The sequence below is a fragment of the Nostoc sp. genome (assembly GCF_036917135.1).
Taxonomy (GTDB): Bacteria; Cyanobacteriota; Cyanobacteriia; order Cyanobacteriales; family Nostocaceae; genus Nostoc.
Genome location: NZ_JBALEA010000023.1, coordinates 156,140 through 174,638, shown reverse-complemented (window position 1 = coordinate 174,638; position 18,499 = coordinate 156,140). Strand labels below are relative to the sequence as shown.

Here is an 18,499-nt window from a genome sequence, read left to right as displayed (position 1 = left end):
AACTCTTGAATGCCTAATGCACACGCCGATTGTAACGAAATAAGAAGGATTGGGGACTAGGGATTGGGGGCTGGGGACTGGGGACAAGGGGAAATTATTGAACAAGTTTCTTGCTTATGCCCGATTCCCGATTCTCGATTCCCAATCCCCAATCCTCATCCTTACGGCAAATTTTCTCGCAGTAATGCTCGAAAACCTGCTTGTTGAAAATGCTCATTAGTAGTAAGTGCTTCAGTGATTCCGCTATATTCCATCACAATAAAAGATACGCAATCGATAAATCCCCATTCTTTCTCTGTTCGTTCACGATATAGCTCAAAAGCACGTTCATAGAGTTCTTGGGAGAGGGGGACAATTTCTACTTTGGAGTCTGCTACTAGAGAATTTAATAATATGATTGCTGCCTGACGATAAGGTTGTTGGGATAAGGCATTGCCAATTTCCAACATTACCGCCTGTGTTGTCACCAAACGAGTTTCTGCCGCTTGTAACATTTTAGCCAGATGTAAGGCTCGGTCATGCAAGCGATCGCTCGGTGCAGATAAGGCAATGGCAAATGATGTATCAAGAAAGACTTCAGAATGCATGAAGAGTTTATTTATTATCCAAATATTTATCTATATTGGCAGACCAGTCAGGTGGACCCTCTAAGTTGAGCGATCGCGCCGTTTGCAGAAATGATACCGTTTCATATTCACTTGGCGGTAAAATTTCAAAACTGATTCGCACGCGGGTATTGATTGGCAGTGCGATCGCTTCAGATGGATAGAACACTTTGCCATTAAATATAGCTGTGATTTTTTCTACCATTTTCCTCAAAAATTACTTCTAGTCTATCCTAAGCCGATTGTGGTGATACGGGTAGGTTAGACGACGCAATAAGTAGTAAAGATACGTATACTTCTCTTACAAATTATCTCAATTTTTCAAAATTGTCTAAGCCACTAACTCAACTGCACCTCACTGTCTATTTGTCAACCAATAAAAGTCAGATTTGGCTACTTTTTCAATAACTTCTGGTTTTAAACCGACTGCTATTTCTGACTTGAGGGTGCCTAAAGGCGATGTCCAAAAGTAATCTTCAGATACTATTAAACACAAGGCTATTTCATTCTAAAAAATTGCTTAAGTGTGTATAACCCAAGGATCTAGAACGTTTTGCTACCAACAAGAGGACTTTTCAAACAACCTCTAATGTCTTGGAGATGAATGCCCCACGACAGTTCATTCCCTACCTGTTCGAGCATAATTTCAGAAACGTACAGCATCCAAATTAATTTTAAGATTTGCGGAATGTGAGGTAGAGCTACTGAAGTTAAGTAAACAACAAATGCCAATCCCTAAAGAAAAAATATGTCTAATCAAGTCGCTACTTTGGAAAAGTCAGTTCATATACTGATTAATCAATATCGTTTCCAAAATAGATTACAATCCCTAACATTTGATAGTCGTATTAGTGATATAGCCCGAAATCATAGTAGAAACATGGCAGAAAAACGGATTTCTTTTGGGCATCTAAATTCTAATGTTCGATATCAAGAGATTGATAGAATTATTCGTAATAATGGCTATAAAGCAGAAAACGTTTACTATTGTCAGGGAATGCCAAATCCAGCAACTTCTGCTTGTGAGAGTTGGATAGGCAGTCGTGGACATGAAAAAAACATAAGAGGTCCATATAGCATAACTGGCATTGGTGTTTGGTGGAACTCTTACGGTGAATATTATTTCACACAGCTATTTGTTGGATAGTAACTTAAGACGGAACAGCGTATCAAAAAGAATTCAAGAGTCAGAATTCAAAATTAATTCTGTGCGACTGGCGGATAGCGCAGCGTTAGCGAGTACTCGAGCCTCTGAATAAGCAGGTTTAAGACCCCCGCCAAATTGAAAATTTGATGGTCTACAATCATTAGCAGATATGAATCCCCCACTGATAGCGAGTCTTCTCCCAAGGGGAGACGCCAAGGGCGAACGAGCATCTTGATTCTGACCGGAGCTTCTGATTCTCCGGCTCCGCTCCTGAATTCGGAATTCTTTTTCAAATGGTGTTTTTTTTCAAGAAAAATCAAGTAAATTACTTTTGAGAATTCAAGGAGCAAAAATTATGGTTTTGATAATTCCGATAATTATAGGGATGTTGACTGCTGCTACGCTGGGATTGGGTGGTACTACGGTGGGATTGGCTGTGTGGTATTCTCGGTTTTCTCCCAAAGAAAAACAGGTAGCTGATAAATTCTTTTACGACATCTTTAAGGAAGTGGTTTATTCACGGTATGGTATTACGCTTCCTGATTATGTTCCGACTATTGATATGGAAGAAATTAAAAAAGAAGTTATAGAACAGCGAGTGGACGGAGACGAAGTTGACAAAATGTTAACCTATAGTATCGAAAAAGTGAAGAATTCAATTAAATAGAGAGAATAGTATATTTGCTACTTTGTCCCCCATTTGTGTTGCATACGGCATAAGAATCATGAAAATACTTCTTGTGTTTATGTGAACTTTATTTAGACAGTAAAATAATTTCACAAATGCTCTGATGTTTTTCCGTCTTTAGAGGTTGTTTGAAAAGTGTTTCCCTGTGACTTTATTCACTTTGAGATCCCCCCTAACCCCCCTTAAAAAAGGGGGGAACCGGAATCAAAGTCCCCCTTAAAGAAGGGGGATTTAGGGGGATATCAAAGTATTTGCTACCGAGAAGAGGACTTTTCAAACATTCTCTTAGGCTTCTATCAATCAACATTCCGATATCAAGAAGAATATACCCAAGCACTTAATCACACTCAAGAGAGTTTAAAGATTGCTAGAGAAATCCAAGCCCTCGGTGCAGAAGGGGATGCACTGAACAATTTAGGGGGTATTCACTTCAAATTTGGCAATCTTGGGGAAGCAGAAAAATTTCTCCGCACTGCAATGGAAGCCTGGGAATCAATAAGGGCAAGATTGGGTGATAATGATGCTTATAAAGTTTCAGTTTTTGAAGAGCAAGCTCGGACTTACCGATTATTACAAAAAGTCCTCATCGCCCAGAATAAAATCACTGAAGCTCTCGAAGTAGCTGAACGGGGACGCGCTCGTGCATTTGTAGAGTTGTTAGCTTCACGGTTATCCCCCAGCGAAAACCCTGAATCAACTATTGCTTCACCTACCCTACAGCAAATTAAACAAATGGCTAAAGCTCAAAATGCCACTTTAGTTGAGTATTCGATTATTGGTGATGAATTTAAAGTTGAAGGTAAGTTAGGATTTGCCGACTCAGAACTCTATATTTGGGTAATTAAACCCACGGGGGAAGTAGCCTTTTCCAGCGTTGACTTAAAACCTCTGTGGCAAACAGAAAATACAACAACTCTTGAAGACCTTGTTCTCGTTACTCGTAATGCTATCGGTGTAAGAGGTCAAAATCGAAAAGCTAAACCGGAAAATCCTGAATATTCTGAAGAAGGTCGCTTATCACAATGTCTAAAACGACTTCATCAAATTCTAATTCAACCAATTGCCGATCTACTGCCGACAGAAGTTAATGCCAAAGTTATCTTTATACCTCAAGGATCTCTGTTTCTTGTTCCTTTCTCTGCTCTGCAAGATGACTCTGACCAATATTTGATTGAAAAACACACCATTCTCACTGCTCCTTCAATTCAGGTATTGCAGTTAACACGCCAACAACAAGCAAAAGTTAACCAAGCTGCACTTACAGAGGTATTGGTGTTGGGAAATCCAACTATGCCTAGGGATTTAGACCGTTTGCCGGGGGCTAAAAAGGAAGCAGAAGCGATCGCACTTCTTTTTCAGACTCCAGCTATTACAGGAAGCAATGGTACTAAAAAGGTAATAGTAGAGAAAATGCCCAAAGCAAGAATCATTCATCTAGCTACTCACGGATTACTAGATAATAATCGGGGATTGGGTAGTGCGATCGCACTGGCTCCTTCTGGTAATGATAATGGTCTGCTTACTGCCGAAGAAATCTTAGACCTCAAACTAAATGCTGAATTAGTAGTTCTCAGTGCCTGTGACACAGGACGAGGGAGATTAACAGGAGATGGGGTAATTGGACTCTCCCGTTCCTTTATTTCTGCGGGCGTTCCTAGTGTAATTGTATCTTTATGGGCAATACCCGATTCTGCGACTGCGGAGCTGATGACTAACTTTTATAAAAATCTCCAGCACAATTCGGATAAAGCCCAATCCTTACGCCAAGCAATGCTAATGCCAATACAACAACACTCTCACCCCAAAAATTGGGCTGCTTTTACCTTAATTGGCGAAGCGGCTTGAGAAGTATAATTCAATGTGACTGAAATAAAGTCCTTACTACAAATCCTCAAAACTAACTTGTCCAATGAATCTCTTTAGAACGAAAAGCTCTATCCCAATCGTTAGCAATCACTTCCATCATATTGATCATGCCTTCATAGCCAAAATATGGCTTATCAACATAAGTTTCTCTGTTAGTGGGGCTAAATACATCAAAAGCAATTTTGATTCCTAGTTCCTCTGCCATATATTTTTCCCATGCCGAGCCAATCACAGCATCAACATCAAACTCTTCTAAAGTCTGTTTTACCTGATAGCCATCTGCCGAAAATATTACGCGGGAAGTAAGACCGAGGCTGTGCAGTTCTCGCTCCAAAATTGAACGAGAATCAGGCATCGCCGAGCGAAATAATAAGACTTCAGGAATCATCTCCAATTCTTCAAAGAGCATTCTAACCAGTCCAATGCCAAGCGTCCCATCCGCAGATACGGCAATTCTACAGTTACGATATCGGGGAATAATCATCAATGCTCGTTTGCGAAGTGTATCTACGACCATTTCTTCGCCTTGTTTAATTAGCGGTTCGACGACTTTTTCTTCGATCTTGAAATGTGCCGCCAATGCCTTCAACCATCGGCTAGTGTTGTTTACACCCACTGGTAAAGGTATATCATCAAGGATCAAAGGTATGTCATGGGTCTGTTGCATTTTCCGAGCAAACTTATACCCAACATCATGACTGAGAACAATATTGGCTGTAGCTTCACCAGCTTGCTCTAGTTCTTCAAAGGAGGTATTATGAGAGAAGACCGTCTGTACTTTAATTCTTAAAGATTTTAACGTCTTCTTTACCCATTCCAAATCAGCCCACCAAGTAGGATTTAAATTTGCCTGTGGCGCAATGATATTTACAATCCTTGGCTTCCTGCCCCTTCTCTTGGTCTGCCTTTTTTTGATAAAAGGAAGTAAAGCCTCCAAACCCATCTCCAAGCCATCGTAAGCATTGCCCCGAAACCCACCAGCCATTAAAGGAACGAGTTTGGCTTTGATATCTGGCTGAAGCTGGTTGCACAATCCCGCAATATCTTCACCAATGATGTCTGCCGCGCAAGTCCCAACCACAAACATCACCTTAGAATCAAAAGATTGATCCGCCTCTTTAATCATCCCTTTGAGTTTCTCAGACGCTCCCATCACAATGTCTGACTCAAAAAGACGAGTACAACCTACTTTCCGCTTGGTGAAATCAACCTCATGAGCATCATACCCAGCTGCGACAGTGGACGCGCAACCCTGTGGAGACTGAATCACAATACTGACATCTTTAATCCCAGCAACCGTAGTTGCAATACCTTCAAGGGCACAGCCAACTACTGGGTCTTTACTATGGTTACAATTGTCAAAAGTCGTTTCAGCAGACATTTTTCCTCCTGTTTCTCTAAGGCTTGACTATGGTAAAAATTTTACTCATTACACCAACCTGGAATAGTCTACGTAGGTTGGGGAGCCACTGCGTTGGGCGGCTCTACCGACTTGAAGCATGTGGCGTTTGAGGAACTAAATCCAACATTTTCGAGAGTTTTTTGGGTTTCACTACCCTGTAGTCAGCCGCCTCCGGCATCTACGTTCTACTCAACCTACAATTTTCTGCGTGTTAGCGTTCGCGGAGCGTCTCGTAGAGAAGCGGGGCGTAGCCCGACAAATCCATACTTTTATTCAGCAAAGTCACATTTTATTTATTACTCGTTCATACATTTTCCCCGTCTCTTCTCTGCATATACGGTACAATCAGGCATGTCTTGAGCTAATTTTCCGCTTAGTGATTGAGTAGATGCTAACCCGGAATTTTTAGGGAATACCATTTGCTTGGTTAAAGCACTCCGAGGTCTAAACCCATATTGAAGTGCTGTTTTAATACACCTTGCGACCTTTAAGGCTCCGCGATAGCCAAATCTAGGACGATTTAAGATAGCATTTAAATCGACTACGGGAATATGGGGGAAACTCAAGGAAGAACCAAAATAAACTACCGATTCTGCATCAAGACCACCAATGAAATCCAGTAATTCATCTTCCGTTTGTTTCATGGACTCGTACTTGCCAAAGGCCAGTGTCCCTTTCGTAATCAGGATTTCTGGGTCTAACCCTGTTTCCAATAAATAATCTACACTGGTTTCTCGTGCTTCTGTACTCCAGGGATGGAAGTTATAGATTACTACACGCATCCCAAAATCACGATCCAACATGTGAGCTAGGGATAAGCACTTGATAGCATCATGTCCTTCGATAATCGCTAACTTCCCTTCTATATAACTCTTAGCTGCTTCAAATTCAGTCTTGATTGCGGCATATTCCTTTTCCATTAGGGCAGCCGCCTGTTCTTGCATCCCTAAATATTTTGCCGCCCCTTCGAGCCATTTTTCTGTAGCGGTGATTCCATAGGGAAGGATAGTAGAGTTTAGCGGAGTACCGAACTTGTCTGACATGGCTTTGCCGATGGTATAGCCAAGATCCAAACATAAAGTGCAGTTGACTGCCGCACTCGGTGCTTGCTTGAGTTCTTCTAAAGTACAGTCACCAGCGATGACGCTGTGAACTCGTGCCCCCATTCCTTCTATCAATCGCACCAGTTCTTTGACATCGGTTTCAACTTCCGTCCTTTCAGGGCCCATCTTTGCACCCACAATATTGACAGAATCAGCTAGTTGTGCTTTTCTTTGTGGAGTTGGCGGCTCCATAAAGTCTACGATTTGCCGAAATACGATATCAAATCCACTGCGATACTCCCCGGCGAATCCTTCACAATGTATCGTCATGATCTCAGCATTGATTTCGCCGCGCGCCTTATTTACTACGTCATCAACACAGTCGCCAATAATACCAGACGCACAACTAGTGGCAACAACGATCGCATCGGGATGGTATTTTTCATCTACTTCTCGAATCGCGCCTGCTAATTCTTTTTCCCCGCCAAAAATTACCGCCTTCTCACTCATGTTCGTAGTCACCACGGGTTCATAAGGGGAACCACTGTTGCGGCTATTAGTCAGCTTATATGCCCGCTTGACTCCATAAGCACAGCCACTCGGTCCGTGAGAAATGACGATCGCATTTTTAATCCCACTTAAAATCTTTGTTGCAGTCCAAAATTTACAGGGGCGGGTATGACTACCTTGTAAAGTGGTCTTAATCTTACCCTCTTTTGCCAAGCGATACAGTTCGCTCAAATTTCCGTAAAATACGACATTCTGATCTATCATGATAGTTCTCCTAATATTTCATCTTTTTTAAACGCAGAGGGGAGGCAGCGCGTTGCGGGGGTTCCCCCCGTTGTAGCGCCTGCCGTCGCGCTGAGGTTGGCGCAAAGGAACGCAAAGTTTTGAATAGAGGCTCCAGTACTCAAACTCTGCGCTCCTCTGCGTTTTACTCTGCGTTCCTCTGCGTTAAAATTAAATCCTCAATTCCTCTTACCAGACGTTTAAGAGCCACTCGCGCTCGTGCTTGTTCTCCATATCTGCAAACATGGCGTTAGCAATGTTATCTGCTAACCATTCTGCTCCTTTGTAGCCAATCACAGGATATTTCCACAAACCTGCGCGGTCAAAGCTGGGGAAGCCTACCCGAACCATCGGAATTTTGTTGTCGATAGAAATATATCGACCCTTTGAATGGCCTAGAATCAAGTCGATTTCGAGGGATTTATCTGTAATGCGGCGCTCCAATTCCCAGAGGTCTGCATTCCAGATGACTTCGATATCACAGGCTGCTTGCTTCTCTAACTCGGCAATTCTTGGGTCTTTGGTGCAGGCTTTGTTGTCGTCTCCCAACAACATCAGCACTGGCTCTAACTCAACTTCTAAGCAGAACTCTGCTAGACCAATTACTAGATCGGGATCTCCGTAAATAGCTACCTTCTTGTTGGCAAAGAACATGTGTGCGAGGTCTGCGATCGCATCAATAGCTTTACCGCGTTCTCTAACTAAAGATTCTGGTATTGGTTTACCAGTTAATTTGCTGATATTTTGCAGCCAGATGTCGGTATTTTTGATACCAATTGGTGTTGGGCCAATGATTGCCGGAACTTTGAACTTCTCTTGTAAGAATTCGGCTGCGCTACCGCCTTCATATTTGCATAAGGCAATAGTTCCCAACGCATTGGCAGAATCAGCAATTTCTTCAATGGTGGTATTCCCAAAGGCAAAACTTGTTTTATCGGGCATGGTGGGCGCATCGAAGGTTTCTGTATCCAGTAAGATGTTTCCTGGAACGTCCATCTCTTTTAAGATGCGCTTAACTTCAATCACATCTCCAGGATTAAGCCACCCAGTGATGATGTTCAACTTGCCAGTTGGTTCGCCTTTTTTTGCTAGGCTAGAAATGATTGCGTGTACACCGACATTATAGCCTGTTACCTGGCTACCTTTGTAACTGGGAGTATGTACAGGAACAAGGATAACCTTGCGATCGGGATAAGTCTCTTTTAAATAGCCGTTGAGCTTGTTAATGGTTCCTTCGATATCGTCCCCAATTGTTTCAGTTGAACAAGTCGTAATAATTGGGATAATCCGTAAATCGGGATATCGTGCTACTAAGGTCTTTACGCCTTCCTCAATGCGTGGCTGTCCTCCAAGAACAGCACTATTTTCATGGAGTGAAGAAGAAGCAATGTCGAAATTTTCCTTCAAATGCTGGGCAAACAGGAGACGAACGAACATACTACATCCTTGTCCTCCATGCACCAGGGGAATACAATCTTTGATTCCGATGGAAGCGTATTCAGCCCCAGCAGGCTGACAGGTAAATATAGGATTGATGATTCCCTTGCGTTCTTTCTGTTTTACGACTAAAGACATTCTCTTGACTCCTATGTGGTAAAAATTGCGTGATTTTGTTTGGCGTTGCTGAACGAAGAGATGAAGTGTCTTTTTGAGCTTAAGATAAGTAGAGCGGTGTCTGCGGCGAGTTAAAGCTGCATCTAACCAAGAAGCAAGCTACCGATAGCATCGATTACAGAAGAAAAGTAGAATTGAATTTCGTGAAAATCTTGAAAACTAGATGAGATGCTTCTGTAGTCAGACGGTATGCGAACACTACACTTCTTGGGAATGCTTTTGGTGTAGGCTGTCGGGACATAGCTCTCTACTCTGTAAGTCTCTACTCTGTAAGAAAATTTCTGCACAAACACTAACAGGATGACAAGACTCTATTTCATACTCCAATTCAACAACGCCGTTCGTTTGTAGGACTTACGCAAAAACCCTCTCAAACTCTCATTCCCCCGTAACCTCTGCGTCCTCTGTGGTTTGTTTTCCTTACCTTTGCGTAAGTCCTAGTTTGGTTGAATTACCGATCTAATTGCTTTAATAAAGCGAATAATGCAACTCACCATTCTTGGACTTGGTTATTACAATATCGACCAGCATTGCCTTAACAGCTTCCAGTACAGCCTTCTTTTGCGAGTTTTCCATGCTATTTAACCATGAAAATCTAATTTCCAGGTCAGCCGAAAGGATCTTCGCATCTGCATAAAAACCTCTCTCGATCAAGGTTTCTAGAACCACCTTTTCTCCAGTCAAGATTTGGGCGGCCATATTGAGAACACCATTGATGTTTTCTTCCCGATCCCATGCACGAGAGTGAAACTGCCACAAACAGCGTTCTTGAATTAATTTTGTGACTTCCGCAGCTCGCTCTTGAATGTATGACGCGATTTCCTTAGCTTGCACTTGAACCTGTGGCGCAACTTCCTTAGCTGGCTGTTGAACCTGTGGTGCAACTTCCTTAGCTTGGGGTTGAACCTGTGGCGCAACTTCCTTAGCTTGGGGTTGAACCTGTGGTGCAACTTCCTTAGCTGGCTTTTGAACCTGTGGTGCAACTTCCTTAGCTGGCTTTTGAACCTGTGGTGCAACTTCCTTAGCTTGTGGTTGAACCTGTGGCGCAACTTCCTTAGCTGGCTGTTTAACCTGCGGTGCAGCTTCCTTAGCTGGCTTTTGAACCTGTGGTGCAACTTCCTTAGCTGGCTGTTTAACCTGTGAAGTGGCTTCCTTAACTTGCTGTTGAACTAAAGAAACGACTTGCTCAGATAGCTCTTTGGTTGCTTTACCGTTGCCATTACCATTGGTACTTGGCAGATTTTGCTCGCCACGGATATCATCCTTAGCCAACTTCATCAAAGGCGAGTAGATGGCATTGTACATATCCCTTGCCATATTCACCGCACCTTCAAAACCCATATAAGGGCCATTGTGGTAGCCGTGACCATTCACATAAGGCAAATGCAACTTCTTCACCAAAGCACCCACCCGTGGCCCAGTCAAAACCAAATCCGGCTTGACCATTTCCAGCACCTCGAAAAATTCGAGTTCATTACCATCATCAATATAGATAGTCCCTTCTTCACCTCTGGCAATTACCTTTTCAAAATCCTCTTGGTGTCCAAACTTGGACGACATCGCTACCACATGCATTCCTAAATCGTCTTCCAGAGCTTTAGTCCAGTGCCACAAACGTGGTCCACCTGTCCAAATACAGACTTTTTTGCCAGTCAAGCGCTCTTTGTACCACTCAAGCTTCGATTCATATTTAGCGACTTCTTCAGCAATCACCGCTTCGGCTCTATCTTCAATCCCAAAGAAAGCCCCGATTTTGCGTAACCCTTCCTTAGCATAGTCAAAGCCCCAGGTATCCACATCAATGCGGGGAATGCCATATTTTTTCTTTAATTCATTGGCAATATACCCAGCAGAACGGGCACAGTTGGTTACATTCAGCTGCGCTCTGTGCATCCCGCGTAAGGAGTCATAAGTACCATTGCCGGTAAAATGGGCAATAATTTGGATGCCCATTTTTTCCATGTACTTCTCCATTACAAAGGTATCCCCTTGAATGTTGTAGTCACCAATCACATTAATTGTGTATGGGCTGGTAATTTCTGGCTCGTAGGTTCCTACCTTGTCAGTCATCCACCCCATGTTAAATACGTGGTGTCCTTTGGACTGACTCACCCCAGCAAAACCGGGACACTCAACGGTGAAGATATCGACATCACCAAGTTCTTTTTCGACTTCTTTGACTACAGGCTTAATATCATCGCCAATCAAAGCAGTAGAGCAGGTGGTGTACACCATCATCCGCTTAATGTGGGGAAATTCTGCAAAGGCTTCGAGCATCGCCTTCTTGAGCAGCTTTTCACCACCGAAGACAACGTGCTGTTCCTTCATGTCTGATGACCAGACATATTTGAGTTGGAAGTTGCCATTGTCGCTGGGATAACGCTTGGTGTGCCATGTATCATAAGCACAGCCCACAGGTCCATGTATCAACTGGATAGTATCTTTGAGGACACCACCAATTACCAGTTTTGCACCACAATAGCTGCATCCACGCTCAGATAATGAGCCGGGAATGGTTTCAACGTGGGCGCTAGGGAGAAACTGGGTTGTATCTTCTCCTTTTTCTTTTATATATATGTGCTTCTCCCGTTCGGGAATTGTTTCGTCGCACTTAAACAACTTCATTGGCATGGCTGATTGCTCCTTGTGCAATAGCTGATAAGAAGAATGATTCTTCTATCTCTTGATTTTTGTCAGAAACTTCTTGGAGTTCCTTGATTTCAAAATCCTATCAACCTTTTTAATTAATAATAGTAAATTTGATAACAATAACGCTAATTAATATTGGAAAATAGAAATAAAACCAATTTATAATAGACAGTTCTGTATAAATTTAAAGCAACCCAAATCCTTTTATATATAAGACTTTTGCTAATAAAAATAGACAGACTATTCTAACTATATATGAGAGCATTAATGATTTAATTGCTATTCTGATTCTAGATACCTCAGTTGGATGAATCGGCGATATTTGCTCAGATCAAAACAATAGGAAAAACGCAATTGTTTGCTTTTAAGCTTTCTAGCTGATGAGTAATTGTAACCACGAATACTGTTTGTAAATTAGTTTGTCAGCGCAAGTAAATTGGCCAGATGTATGATATTCTTTATTTATAGGGAATCTAAAACCAGAATAAAAACTCCTTAGATTCCTTTGAAGTGAGTATCAGACCAGCCTCATCAGTTATTGGTGATGGCATAACGTTAATCGAAGTGGAGCAAAACCGCCTAAAAATCGGTTTTTCGTTTGGCGAAGCCGTTGCCATAGCGTAGGCTGGACTGATTTTTTTATGTATCTTCTTTGCAGCGAAAATAATACTTCTCTTGCTGTGATGAAGTAAAAATTTCTCATTCACCTGCCGTATCTGTGGAAGTTTTTTGTATTTTTGGTGACAGGATTGGAACTAATTTTTAGCACCCTTGTTGTATCTCGCATCCCGCTAATATTTACTGCCATATCTGTAAGAAGCTGTTTAACTTCTAGCAAATAACTGCAATATTTATAGTGCTGGATAGACGGTTGATGTCCACTATCTAATAGCATCAATTCAGTCACAAACTGGGTAGTAAATACTTTCAAGAATTACAATTCCAATTTGATTGAATACTCTGCTTGATTACACCATAATCTGGGAGCCAAATTAATAAGTCTGCGCCATTATTGAGGTTTTTATGCGGAAAATCGCTATTTATGGAAGAGGGGGAGTTGGCAAGTCCACAACAACTCAAAATGTAGTGGCTGGACTCACTGATCTGGATCGTAAGGTGATGGTTGTAGGGTGTGACTCAAAAGCAGACTCCACCCGGCTCCTCTTGGGAGGATTCCACCAGAAGATTGTACTCGACACGTTGCGTAAAGAAGAAGATGATGATTTGAATCTAGAAGACTTCCGCCAGGTGGGATGGGGGAAGACGCTGTGTGTGGAATCGGGTGGGCCGGAACCTGGTGTAGGATGTGCAGGTAGAGGCATTCTGACATCAATTGGGTTGCTGGAACAACTTGGTGCTTATGATGATGCAGTTAGACTTGATTATACATTTTATGACGGTCTGGGTGACGTGGTATGCGGTGGATTTGTCATGCCCATTCGTGAACGCAAAGCTCAAGAAGTTTACATTATCACTTCTGGGGAAATTATGGCAATGTATACCGTCAACAACATCTGCCGAAGTATTCAAAAGTATGCACCCATAGGCGGTATACGTCTGGGAGGATTGATTTGCAACTCTCGCAAGGTCGATGAGGAAGATGATTTGATCAAAGCTCTGGCAGAGAAACTGGGGACTCAAATGATCTACTCTATACCCAGAGACAATATGGTGCAGCAAGCAGAGTTCCACCGCAAGACGGTGATTGAGTATGCTCCTGAGTCTGAACAGGCGCAGCACTATCGCAACCTAGCAATGGCAATTGACCAGAATACAGATTTTGTCACTCCGAAATCTATGTCTAACGATCGCCTAGAGGAACTGCTGGTACAGTTTGGGTTGTTTAGACACCTCCAAACATTAGGTATCAGCCCAAACTCCACAAAGGTTGCAGATTCATTTTCGGAGATACCTCTTGAATAGGACGACGCAGTAGGGGTTATCCCTCATACAAAGTGTCTGGAGCAATTGGCAATCTCTGACTCGAAAAAGCAGAAAAAACTGCGTAAACTTCTTAACACCATTTGAGAAATCGGCGTTTTGAACCACGCCAAAATTCGTCTACCTCATTGAAGGAGGAGAACTCATTATGTTGACCGAAGAGGTTTTAGTCCAAAAATTTATCACCATAGCTCAGGGGCGCTGTCCTAAACTCGGTGAGTTGCTCCAGTACTGCCATGTCGAACTCGTAAACTCTTACTGGGGCTATCCCCCAAAACTTATACAACATTTTGTTGTTTATTATCCTAATATGCTGTTTGCCTCAGTCAATGCCTACCAAGACATTTTTAGAGGCGTTGCCCAAGATTTGGGGATATTGGACGCTGTTTGCATAAACGCTACACGGATTATTCGCGATCGCGCCTCAAGGTTGAAGGAAAAGAACCCAATCTTATGGTTGGAACTCCAGTGGGTAGCGGTACCAACTAAAAAACGCAATTGGCATTTAGATCAGGATTTACCGCACTCAGACTAGCGATCGCTAAATCGTATCCCCAAATGCAAGTATTTTAGCAGAATGTATGTTATGCTTGCAGTAAGATGTCTGACAACAAAAACGGCAAACACTAGAAAACCTGGCTATTGACCTAACAAATTTAAGTTTGTGCGCTGCGGCTTTTTCTAACGGAGAGATACAGCCTCATGAAACTGGATGTGAATCTTTGCAATAACCTGAAGTCAATTAGAACTCGCTTGGGCATGAGTCAGCAAGAATTAGCTAATATAGCTGGCGTAACTCGTCAGAGTATTGGTGGTGTGGAATTAGGACAATATGCACCTTCTGTTGCTATGTCACTACGTTTAGCTAAGGCGCTTGGTTGCCAAGTCGAGGACTTATTCTGGTTTGAGGAAGATTTACCAGAAGTTGAGGCAATTCTTGCTGGATCAGCCCCTAAGCAAGAGCAATCACGAGTTAGTCTAGCGCGGGTTGGGGATCAATGGATAGCTTATCCACTCGTTGGAAATGATGCTTTTCGGATTGAAATGATTCCAGCTGATGGTGAGACGCTTGCAGTGAGCCACCCCGTTGAAAGTAGGGAACCCGTCGATCCTTATGGGTTCCCCGAAGCACAGAACCAGATAGGTACAAATAAAGTCCAGGTTCGGCTTCTGGATGATATAGATAAACTGCACAATACAGTTGTGATTGCTGGTTGTACACCTGTGCTTTCCCTTTTAGCAAGAGCAACTGAACGTTGGCATCCGCAACTGCGAATTCATTATCGTTTCGCCCACAGCAAGGCTGCATTGCTTAGTCTGTGCCGAGGTGAAGTTCACATTGCAGGGATGCACTTATATGATGCTGAAACTGGGGAACATAACATCCCCTTTGTGCGAGAAGCATTAACAGGTAAGAGTGCAATTTTGATTACCCTTGGAGTTTGGGAAGAAGGTTTGTTAGTCCCACCAGGAAACCCAATGGGAGTTAAAACAGTTTCCGACTTAGTAGAATTGGGAGCAACTATTGTTACCCATGAAGTGGGTTCTGGCAGTCGGATGCTTTTAGAACGGAAACTCCGAGAAGAAGGAGTGCCATTGCACAAAGTTAAAGGATCTGACCATATCGTTCACAGCCATCAAGATGTTGCCTTATCTGTAGTCTCAGGAATTGCTGATGCAGGTATCAGTACGGCATCTATAGCTGCTGCCTTTGGCTTGGGATTTATCCCCCTTCATCGGGCGCGATATGACTTGGTGATTATTAAAGAATACTTGCAAGAAGAACCAGTAAAGCAGTTTCTCAGTATTTTGGGACATCAGCTAGTGCGATCGCAATTAGAGATTCTCGGTGGGTATGACACTAGCAATATTGGGGAAGTTGTAGCAAATATTTCGTAATACTTCGACTTACCTCGGCTCCGCTCGGCACAAGTCGGTCAGTACAAGTTCGTAATTCGTAATTATTACCCTACAGCTAAAAAATATGTCTTTTAGTTTCCACAACTCAAGTTAGCTGCTCTGTCTTTCAATTATGAATTCTTCAAGTCAATCAAAATCACCCAACAAGTTAGCTGGTTATGAATCATCATTTCACTATGAATAAACATCCCGTTCAGATTAACGATACAACCTTGCGAGATGGTGAACAAGCTGCGGGTGTAGCCTTTAACGTTGAAGAAAAAATTGCGATCGCCACTTTTCTTGATGCCATTGGTGTTCCAGAATTGGAAATTGGCGTGCCGGCAATGGGGCAAGAAGAAGCAGAGTCGATCCGAGCGATCGCTAATCTGGGATTAAATGCCCAATTACTTGGCTGGAACCGTGCTAAATTGTCCGATATTCAGGCATCTATAGATTGTGGTTTGGAACGGGTGCATATTTCCGTTCCGGTCTCAGAAATTCAGATTGCCGCCAAATTTGGGGGTAAGCAGCAGGTAATGTTGGATCTTCTGCGGGATGCAATTAATTTCGCTTGCGATCGCGGTTTAGCTGTATCTGTTGGCGGCGAAGATTCTTCCAGAGCCGATCCATCTTTTCTATTGGATGTGGCGTATTATGCTCAAGAGTTGGGAGCTTTCCGGTTTCGCTTTTGTGACACTGTAGGAATTCTCGACCCTCTGAACACTTACAGCAAAGTTCGCTCCCTTGTGCATCATCTATTCATTCCCATAGAAATGCACACCCATAATGATTTTGGACTGGCAATGGCGAACTCGCTAGCTGGTATTGAAGCAGGGGCGCGATCGGTCAACACTACGGTAAATGGGATTGGCGAACGCGCAGGTAATGCGGCGTTGGAAGAAATGGTGATGGCACTGAAACACCTCTACGGCATCCCAACGGGTATTAATACAAAACGGTTACTGGAACTGTCACGGTTAGTTGCTAAAGCTGCTAATTGGCCAATTCCTCCCTGGAAAGCCATCGTGGGTGAAAATACCTTTGCACACGAGTCAGGCATTCATGCTCACGGTGTGTTGCAAAATCCGGGTACTTACGAACCGTTCGCGCCGGAAGATGTTGGTTGGGAACGTCGCCTGGTTGTAGGCAAACATTCCGGCCGGCATCTGATATTCAGTGTGCTGCAAGAACATGGAATCACCCTCAGTCAGCCAGAAATTCAATCAGTGCTGGATGCTGTAAAGCATGAGTCAGTGAAAGTTAAGCGCAGTCTCACGGTTGAAGAACTCCTGAGTTTTGTTCCTCAAAGGTGAACTTAATCGGGAATGGGGAGTAGGGAAGGTTAAGAAAGCATCACAATTCCGTCTCTGGTTAGCGATCGCAATTATTGTACCAACTGATAGAATACTACCAATTATGTTGGTAATAGCTATGCCGAGAAAAGAGCAAGGATGGATCACTTTTCAATTGTCTCCAGAAGAACGGCAACTTCTAGAGCAGTACTGCGATCGGTTCCAACGCACTAAGACTGATGTTTTGCGCTCCCTGTTGCGTAGTCTCCAAGCACAATCACTCAAACAGCAGGGAAAGCAGTTTGATTCTGGGGAAGTTGATCTTGATCTACTTTGAGCAGTGGTGAAGAATTGCTATCGGTAAAACCAATTGTCTTGTAGCCAAACAAATTTGTAATGGGGTTGGTAATCCCTCTGAAATCGTAAAAAAGCGTTCAAGTTCAAAAGTTGACTATGACAAATCCTACAAAATTATTGCGATCGCATAAAATTCCTTTCAATTACGAAATTGATTGGAATAACTCTCTAAATGTTCTGACTTTTCACGTTATGTGGAAAAGCCAGGAAAAACCTAACCCCCTAACACCCTTCCCTACGTTCGCGTAGCGGCACGAAGTGCGGGAAGGGGGAAAATTCAAAGTCTCTCTCCTTTTAGGAGAGAGAAATAGAAGTGAGGTTTTCCAGATCCCGTGAAAAGTCAGTCTAACTGTTCCGGTGTTAAAACTTCTGCGGCTTGAGCAAAGCTTCTTGATGCAGAGGTAAATCGATTGTTGATGCTCTAATACCACTTGATGTCCAGGGTAATCATGATTGGTTAATTATACTAAAGCGTTTTTTCTACCATGCTTAATTTTGATTCCATTCGTGCCACAGCAATGCAAAAAGTCCCATACGATTGGGCTTTGATCAAAAACCTGCTTTCACCAGAAGCAAGCTTAGAACTAACTGCGAGTTTTCCCCACGAAGAGTTTCGCCTGTCGGAGGGAGAGGGATATGGATATTCTTGGGGAAAGATGCTTGCCACTAGCGAGGATATTTCCTTAATGCTCAAATCTAGCGATAATCGCTGGCGAGAGCGGATGGCACAAGGCAGACTTACTTATGACTTGAGACACCTCAGTAAAGTCTGGCGACAGTTGATAGAAGAACTGTGGACAGATTCTTACCGTGCAGCAATAGCTGAAATGTCTGGGTTGGAACTAAAAGACTGTGTAATGGATATTGGATTTCGTCGGTATAGCTCAGGACAGTTGCATCACCCTCATACAGACGAGCCGAACAAACTTTTAACTCATCTGCTATTTTTCAATCAACAATGGTCTGTAGAATGGGGAGGCTGTTTGCGAATTCTCAAAGACTCCCAGCCGGAATCTGCCTTCCAAGATATTCTACCCCTTAGTGATTCCTCAGTTGCGATCGCACGTTCTGATAATTCTTGGCATACGGTTACTCCCCTTACTTGCCCTGCATCTGAGTATCGGCTAGCTTTACGAGTGGCTTTTTTTCGGAATGAACGCCTAACTTCAGATTTCGGAGAAACCCAGCTAGCTGCCTAGCA

Annotated in this window: 16 protein-coding genes; 9 read left to right on the top strand and 7 right to left on the bottom strand. The window is 43.0% G+C overall.

Going from position 1 to position 18,499, the window contains the following annotated elements:
- Positions 1-161: 161 nt before the first annotated feature.
- Positions 162-587 carry a type II toxin-antitoxin system VapC family toxin gene (locus V7K50_RS05445; RefSeq protein WP_334803110.1) on the bottom strand — a complete coding sequence of 142 codons (426 nt, stop codon included), beginning with the start codon at positions 585-587 and terminating at the stop codon, positions 162-164.
- 7 nt (positions 588-594) lie between these two features.
- Positions 595-810, bottom strand: a complete 216-nt coding sequence (locus V7K50_RS05440; RefSeq protein WP_334957984.1) for a hypothetical protein — start codon at positions 808-810, stop codon at positions 595-597.
- Positions 811-1,353: 543 nt separating this feature from the next.
- Between V7K50_RS05440 and V7K50_RS05435 the strand changes: the two genes are divergently transcribed.
- The 3 genes from V7K50_RS05435 (at position 1,354) to V7K50_RS05425 (ending at position 4,285) form a co-directional block, all read left to right on the top strand.
- Complete coding sequence (locus tag V7K50_RS05435; protein ID WP_334957982.1) at positions 1,354-1,752, top strand: CAP domain-containing protein; 399 nt, start codon at positions 1,354-1,356, stop codon at positions 1,750-1,752.
- A gap of 355 nt (positions 1,753-2,107) precedes the next feature.
- Entirely contained in the window at positions 2,108-2,419 is a 312-nt protein-coding gene (locus V7K50_RS05430; protein ID WP_334957980.1) for a hypothetical protein, read from the top strand.
- Between the two features lie 270 nt (positions 2,420-2,689).
- Positions 2,690-4,285, top strand: coding sequence for a CHAT domain-containing protein (locus V7K50_RS05425; protein ID WP_334958374.1), 1,596 nt, complete (start codon positions 2,690-2,692; stop codon positions 4,283-4,285).
- Positions 4,286-4,337: 52 nt separating this feature from the next.
- Here the strand turns inward: V7K50_RS05425 and V7K50_RS05420 are convergent, their stop codons facing one another.
- The 5 genes from V7K50_RS05420 to V7K50_RS05400 all read right to left on the bottom strand — a co-directional run bounded on the left by V7K50_RS05420 (position 4,338) and on the right by V7K50_RS05400 (position 12,737).
- A complete protein-coding gene (locus tag V7K50_RS05420) occupies positions 4,338-5,687 on the bottom strand; it encodes a nitrogenase component 1 (protein WP_334957978.1) in 1,350 nt (449 codons plus the stop codon).
- A gap of 317 nt (positions 5,688-6,004) precedes the next feature.
- Positions 6,005-7,525: a nitrogenase component 1 gene (locus V7K50_RS05415; RefSeq protein WP_334957976.1), complete on the bottom strand. Its 1,521-nt coding sequence runs from the start codon at positions 7,523-7,525 to the stop codon at positions 6,005-6,007.
- Between the two features lie 207 nt (positions 7,526-7,732).
- Complete coding sequence (gene vnfK / locus V7K50_RS05410) at positions 7,733-9,118, bottom strand: V-containing nitrogenase subunit beta (RefSeq protein ID WP_334957975.1); 1,386 nt, start codon at positions 9,116-9,118, stop codon at positions 7,733-7,735.
- Positions 9,119-9,625: 507 nt separating this feature from the next.
- Complete coding sequence (vnfD, locus tag V7K50_RS05405) at positions 9,626-11,788, bottom strand: nitrogenase vanadium-iron protein, alpha chain (protein ID WP_334957973.1); 2,163 nt, start codon at positions 11,786-11,788, stop codon at positions 9,626-9,628.
- 721 nt (positions 11,789-12,509) lie between these two features.
- Positions 12,510-12,737 (bottom strand): IS1-like element transposase, encoded by a 228-nt coding sequence (locus V7K50_RS05400; protein ID WP_334808681.1) that lies wholly within the window; start codon positions 12,735-12,737, stop codon positions 12,510-12,512.
- A gap of 77 nt (positions 12,738-12,814) precedes the next feature.
- On the opposite strand from V7K50_RS05400, the gene nifH reads away from it, so the two are divergent.
- From nifH to V7K50_RS05370, 6 genes are all read left to right on the top strand, one after another.
- Positions 12,815-13,729: a nitrogenase iron protein gene (gene nifH / locus V7K50_RS05395; RefSeq protein WP_334958372.1), complete on the top strand. Its 915-nt coding sequence runs from the start codon at positions 12,815-12,817 to the stop codon at positions 13,727-13,729.
- Positions 13,730-13,895: 166 nt separating this feature from the next.
- Entirely contained in the window at positions 13,896-14,282 is a 387-nt protein-coding gene (locus tag V7K50_RS05390) for a hypothetical protein (RefSeq protein ID WP_334957971.1), read from the top strand.
- Between the two features lie 167 nt (positions 14,283-14,449).
- Complete coding sequence (locus tag V7K50_RS05385) at positions 14,450-15,646, top strand: substrate-binding domain-containing protein (RefSeq protein ID WP_334957969.1); 1,197 nt, start codon at positions 14,450-14,452, stop codon at positions 15,644-15,646.
- 197 nt (positions 15,647-15,843) lie between these two features.
- Positions 15,844-16,962, top strand: a complete 1,119-nt coding sequence (gene nifV / locus V7K50_RS05380) for a homocitrate synthase (protein WP_334957967.1) — start codon at positions 15,844-15,846, stop codon at positions 16,960-16,962.
- Positions 16,946-17,278: a hypothetical protein gene (locus tag V7K50_RS30640; RefSeq protein ID WP_442944555.1), complete on the top strand. Its 333-nt coding sequence runs from the start codon at positions 16,946-16,948 to the stop codon at positions 17,276-17,278. Before nifV ends, V7K50_RS30640 begins: the two co-directional genes overlap by 17 nt.
- Positions 17,279-17,783: 505 nt before the next feature.
- Positions 17,784-18,497, top strand: coding sequence for a 2OG-Fe(II) oxygenase (locus V7K50_RS05370; RefSeq protein ID WP_334957965.1), 714 nt, complete (start codon positions 17,784-17,786; stop codon positions 18,495-18,497).
- Positions 18,498-18,499: the final 2 nt, after the last annotated feature.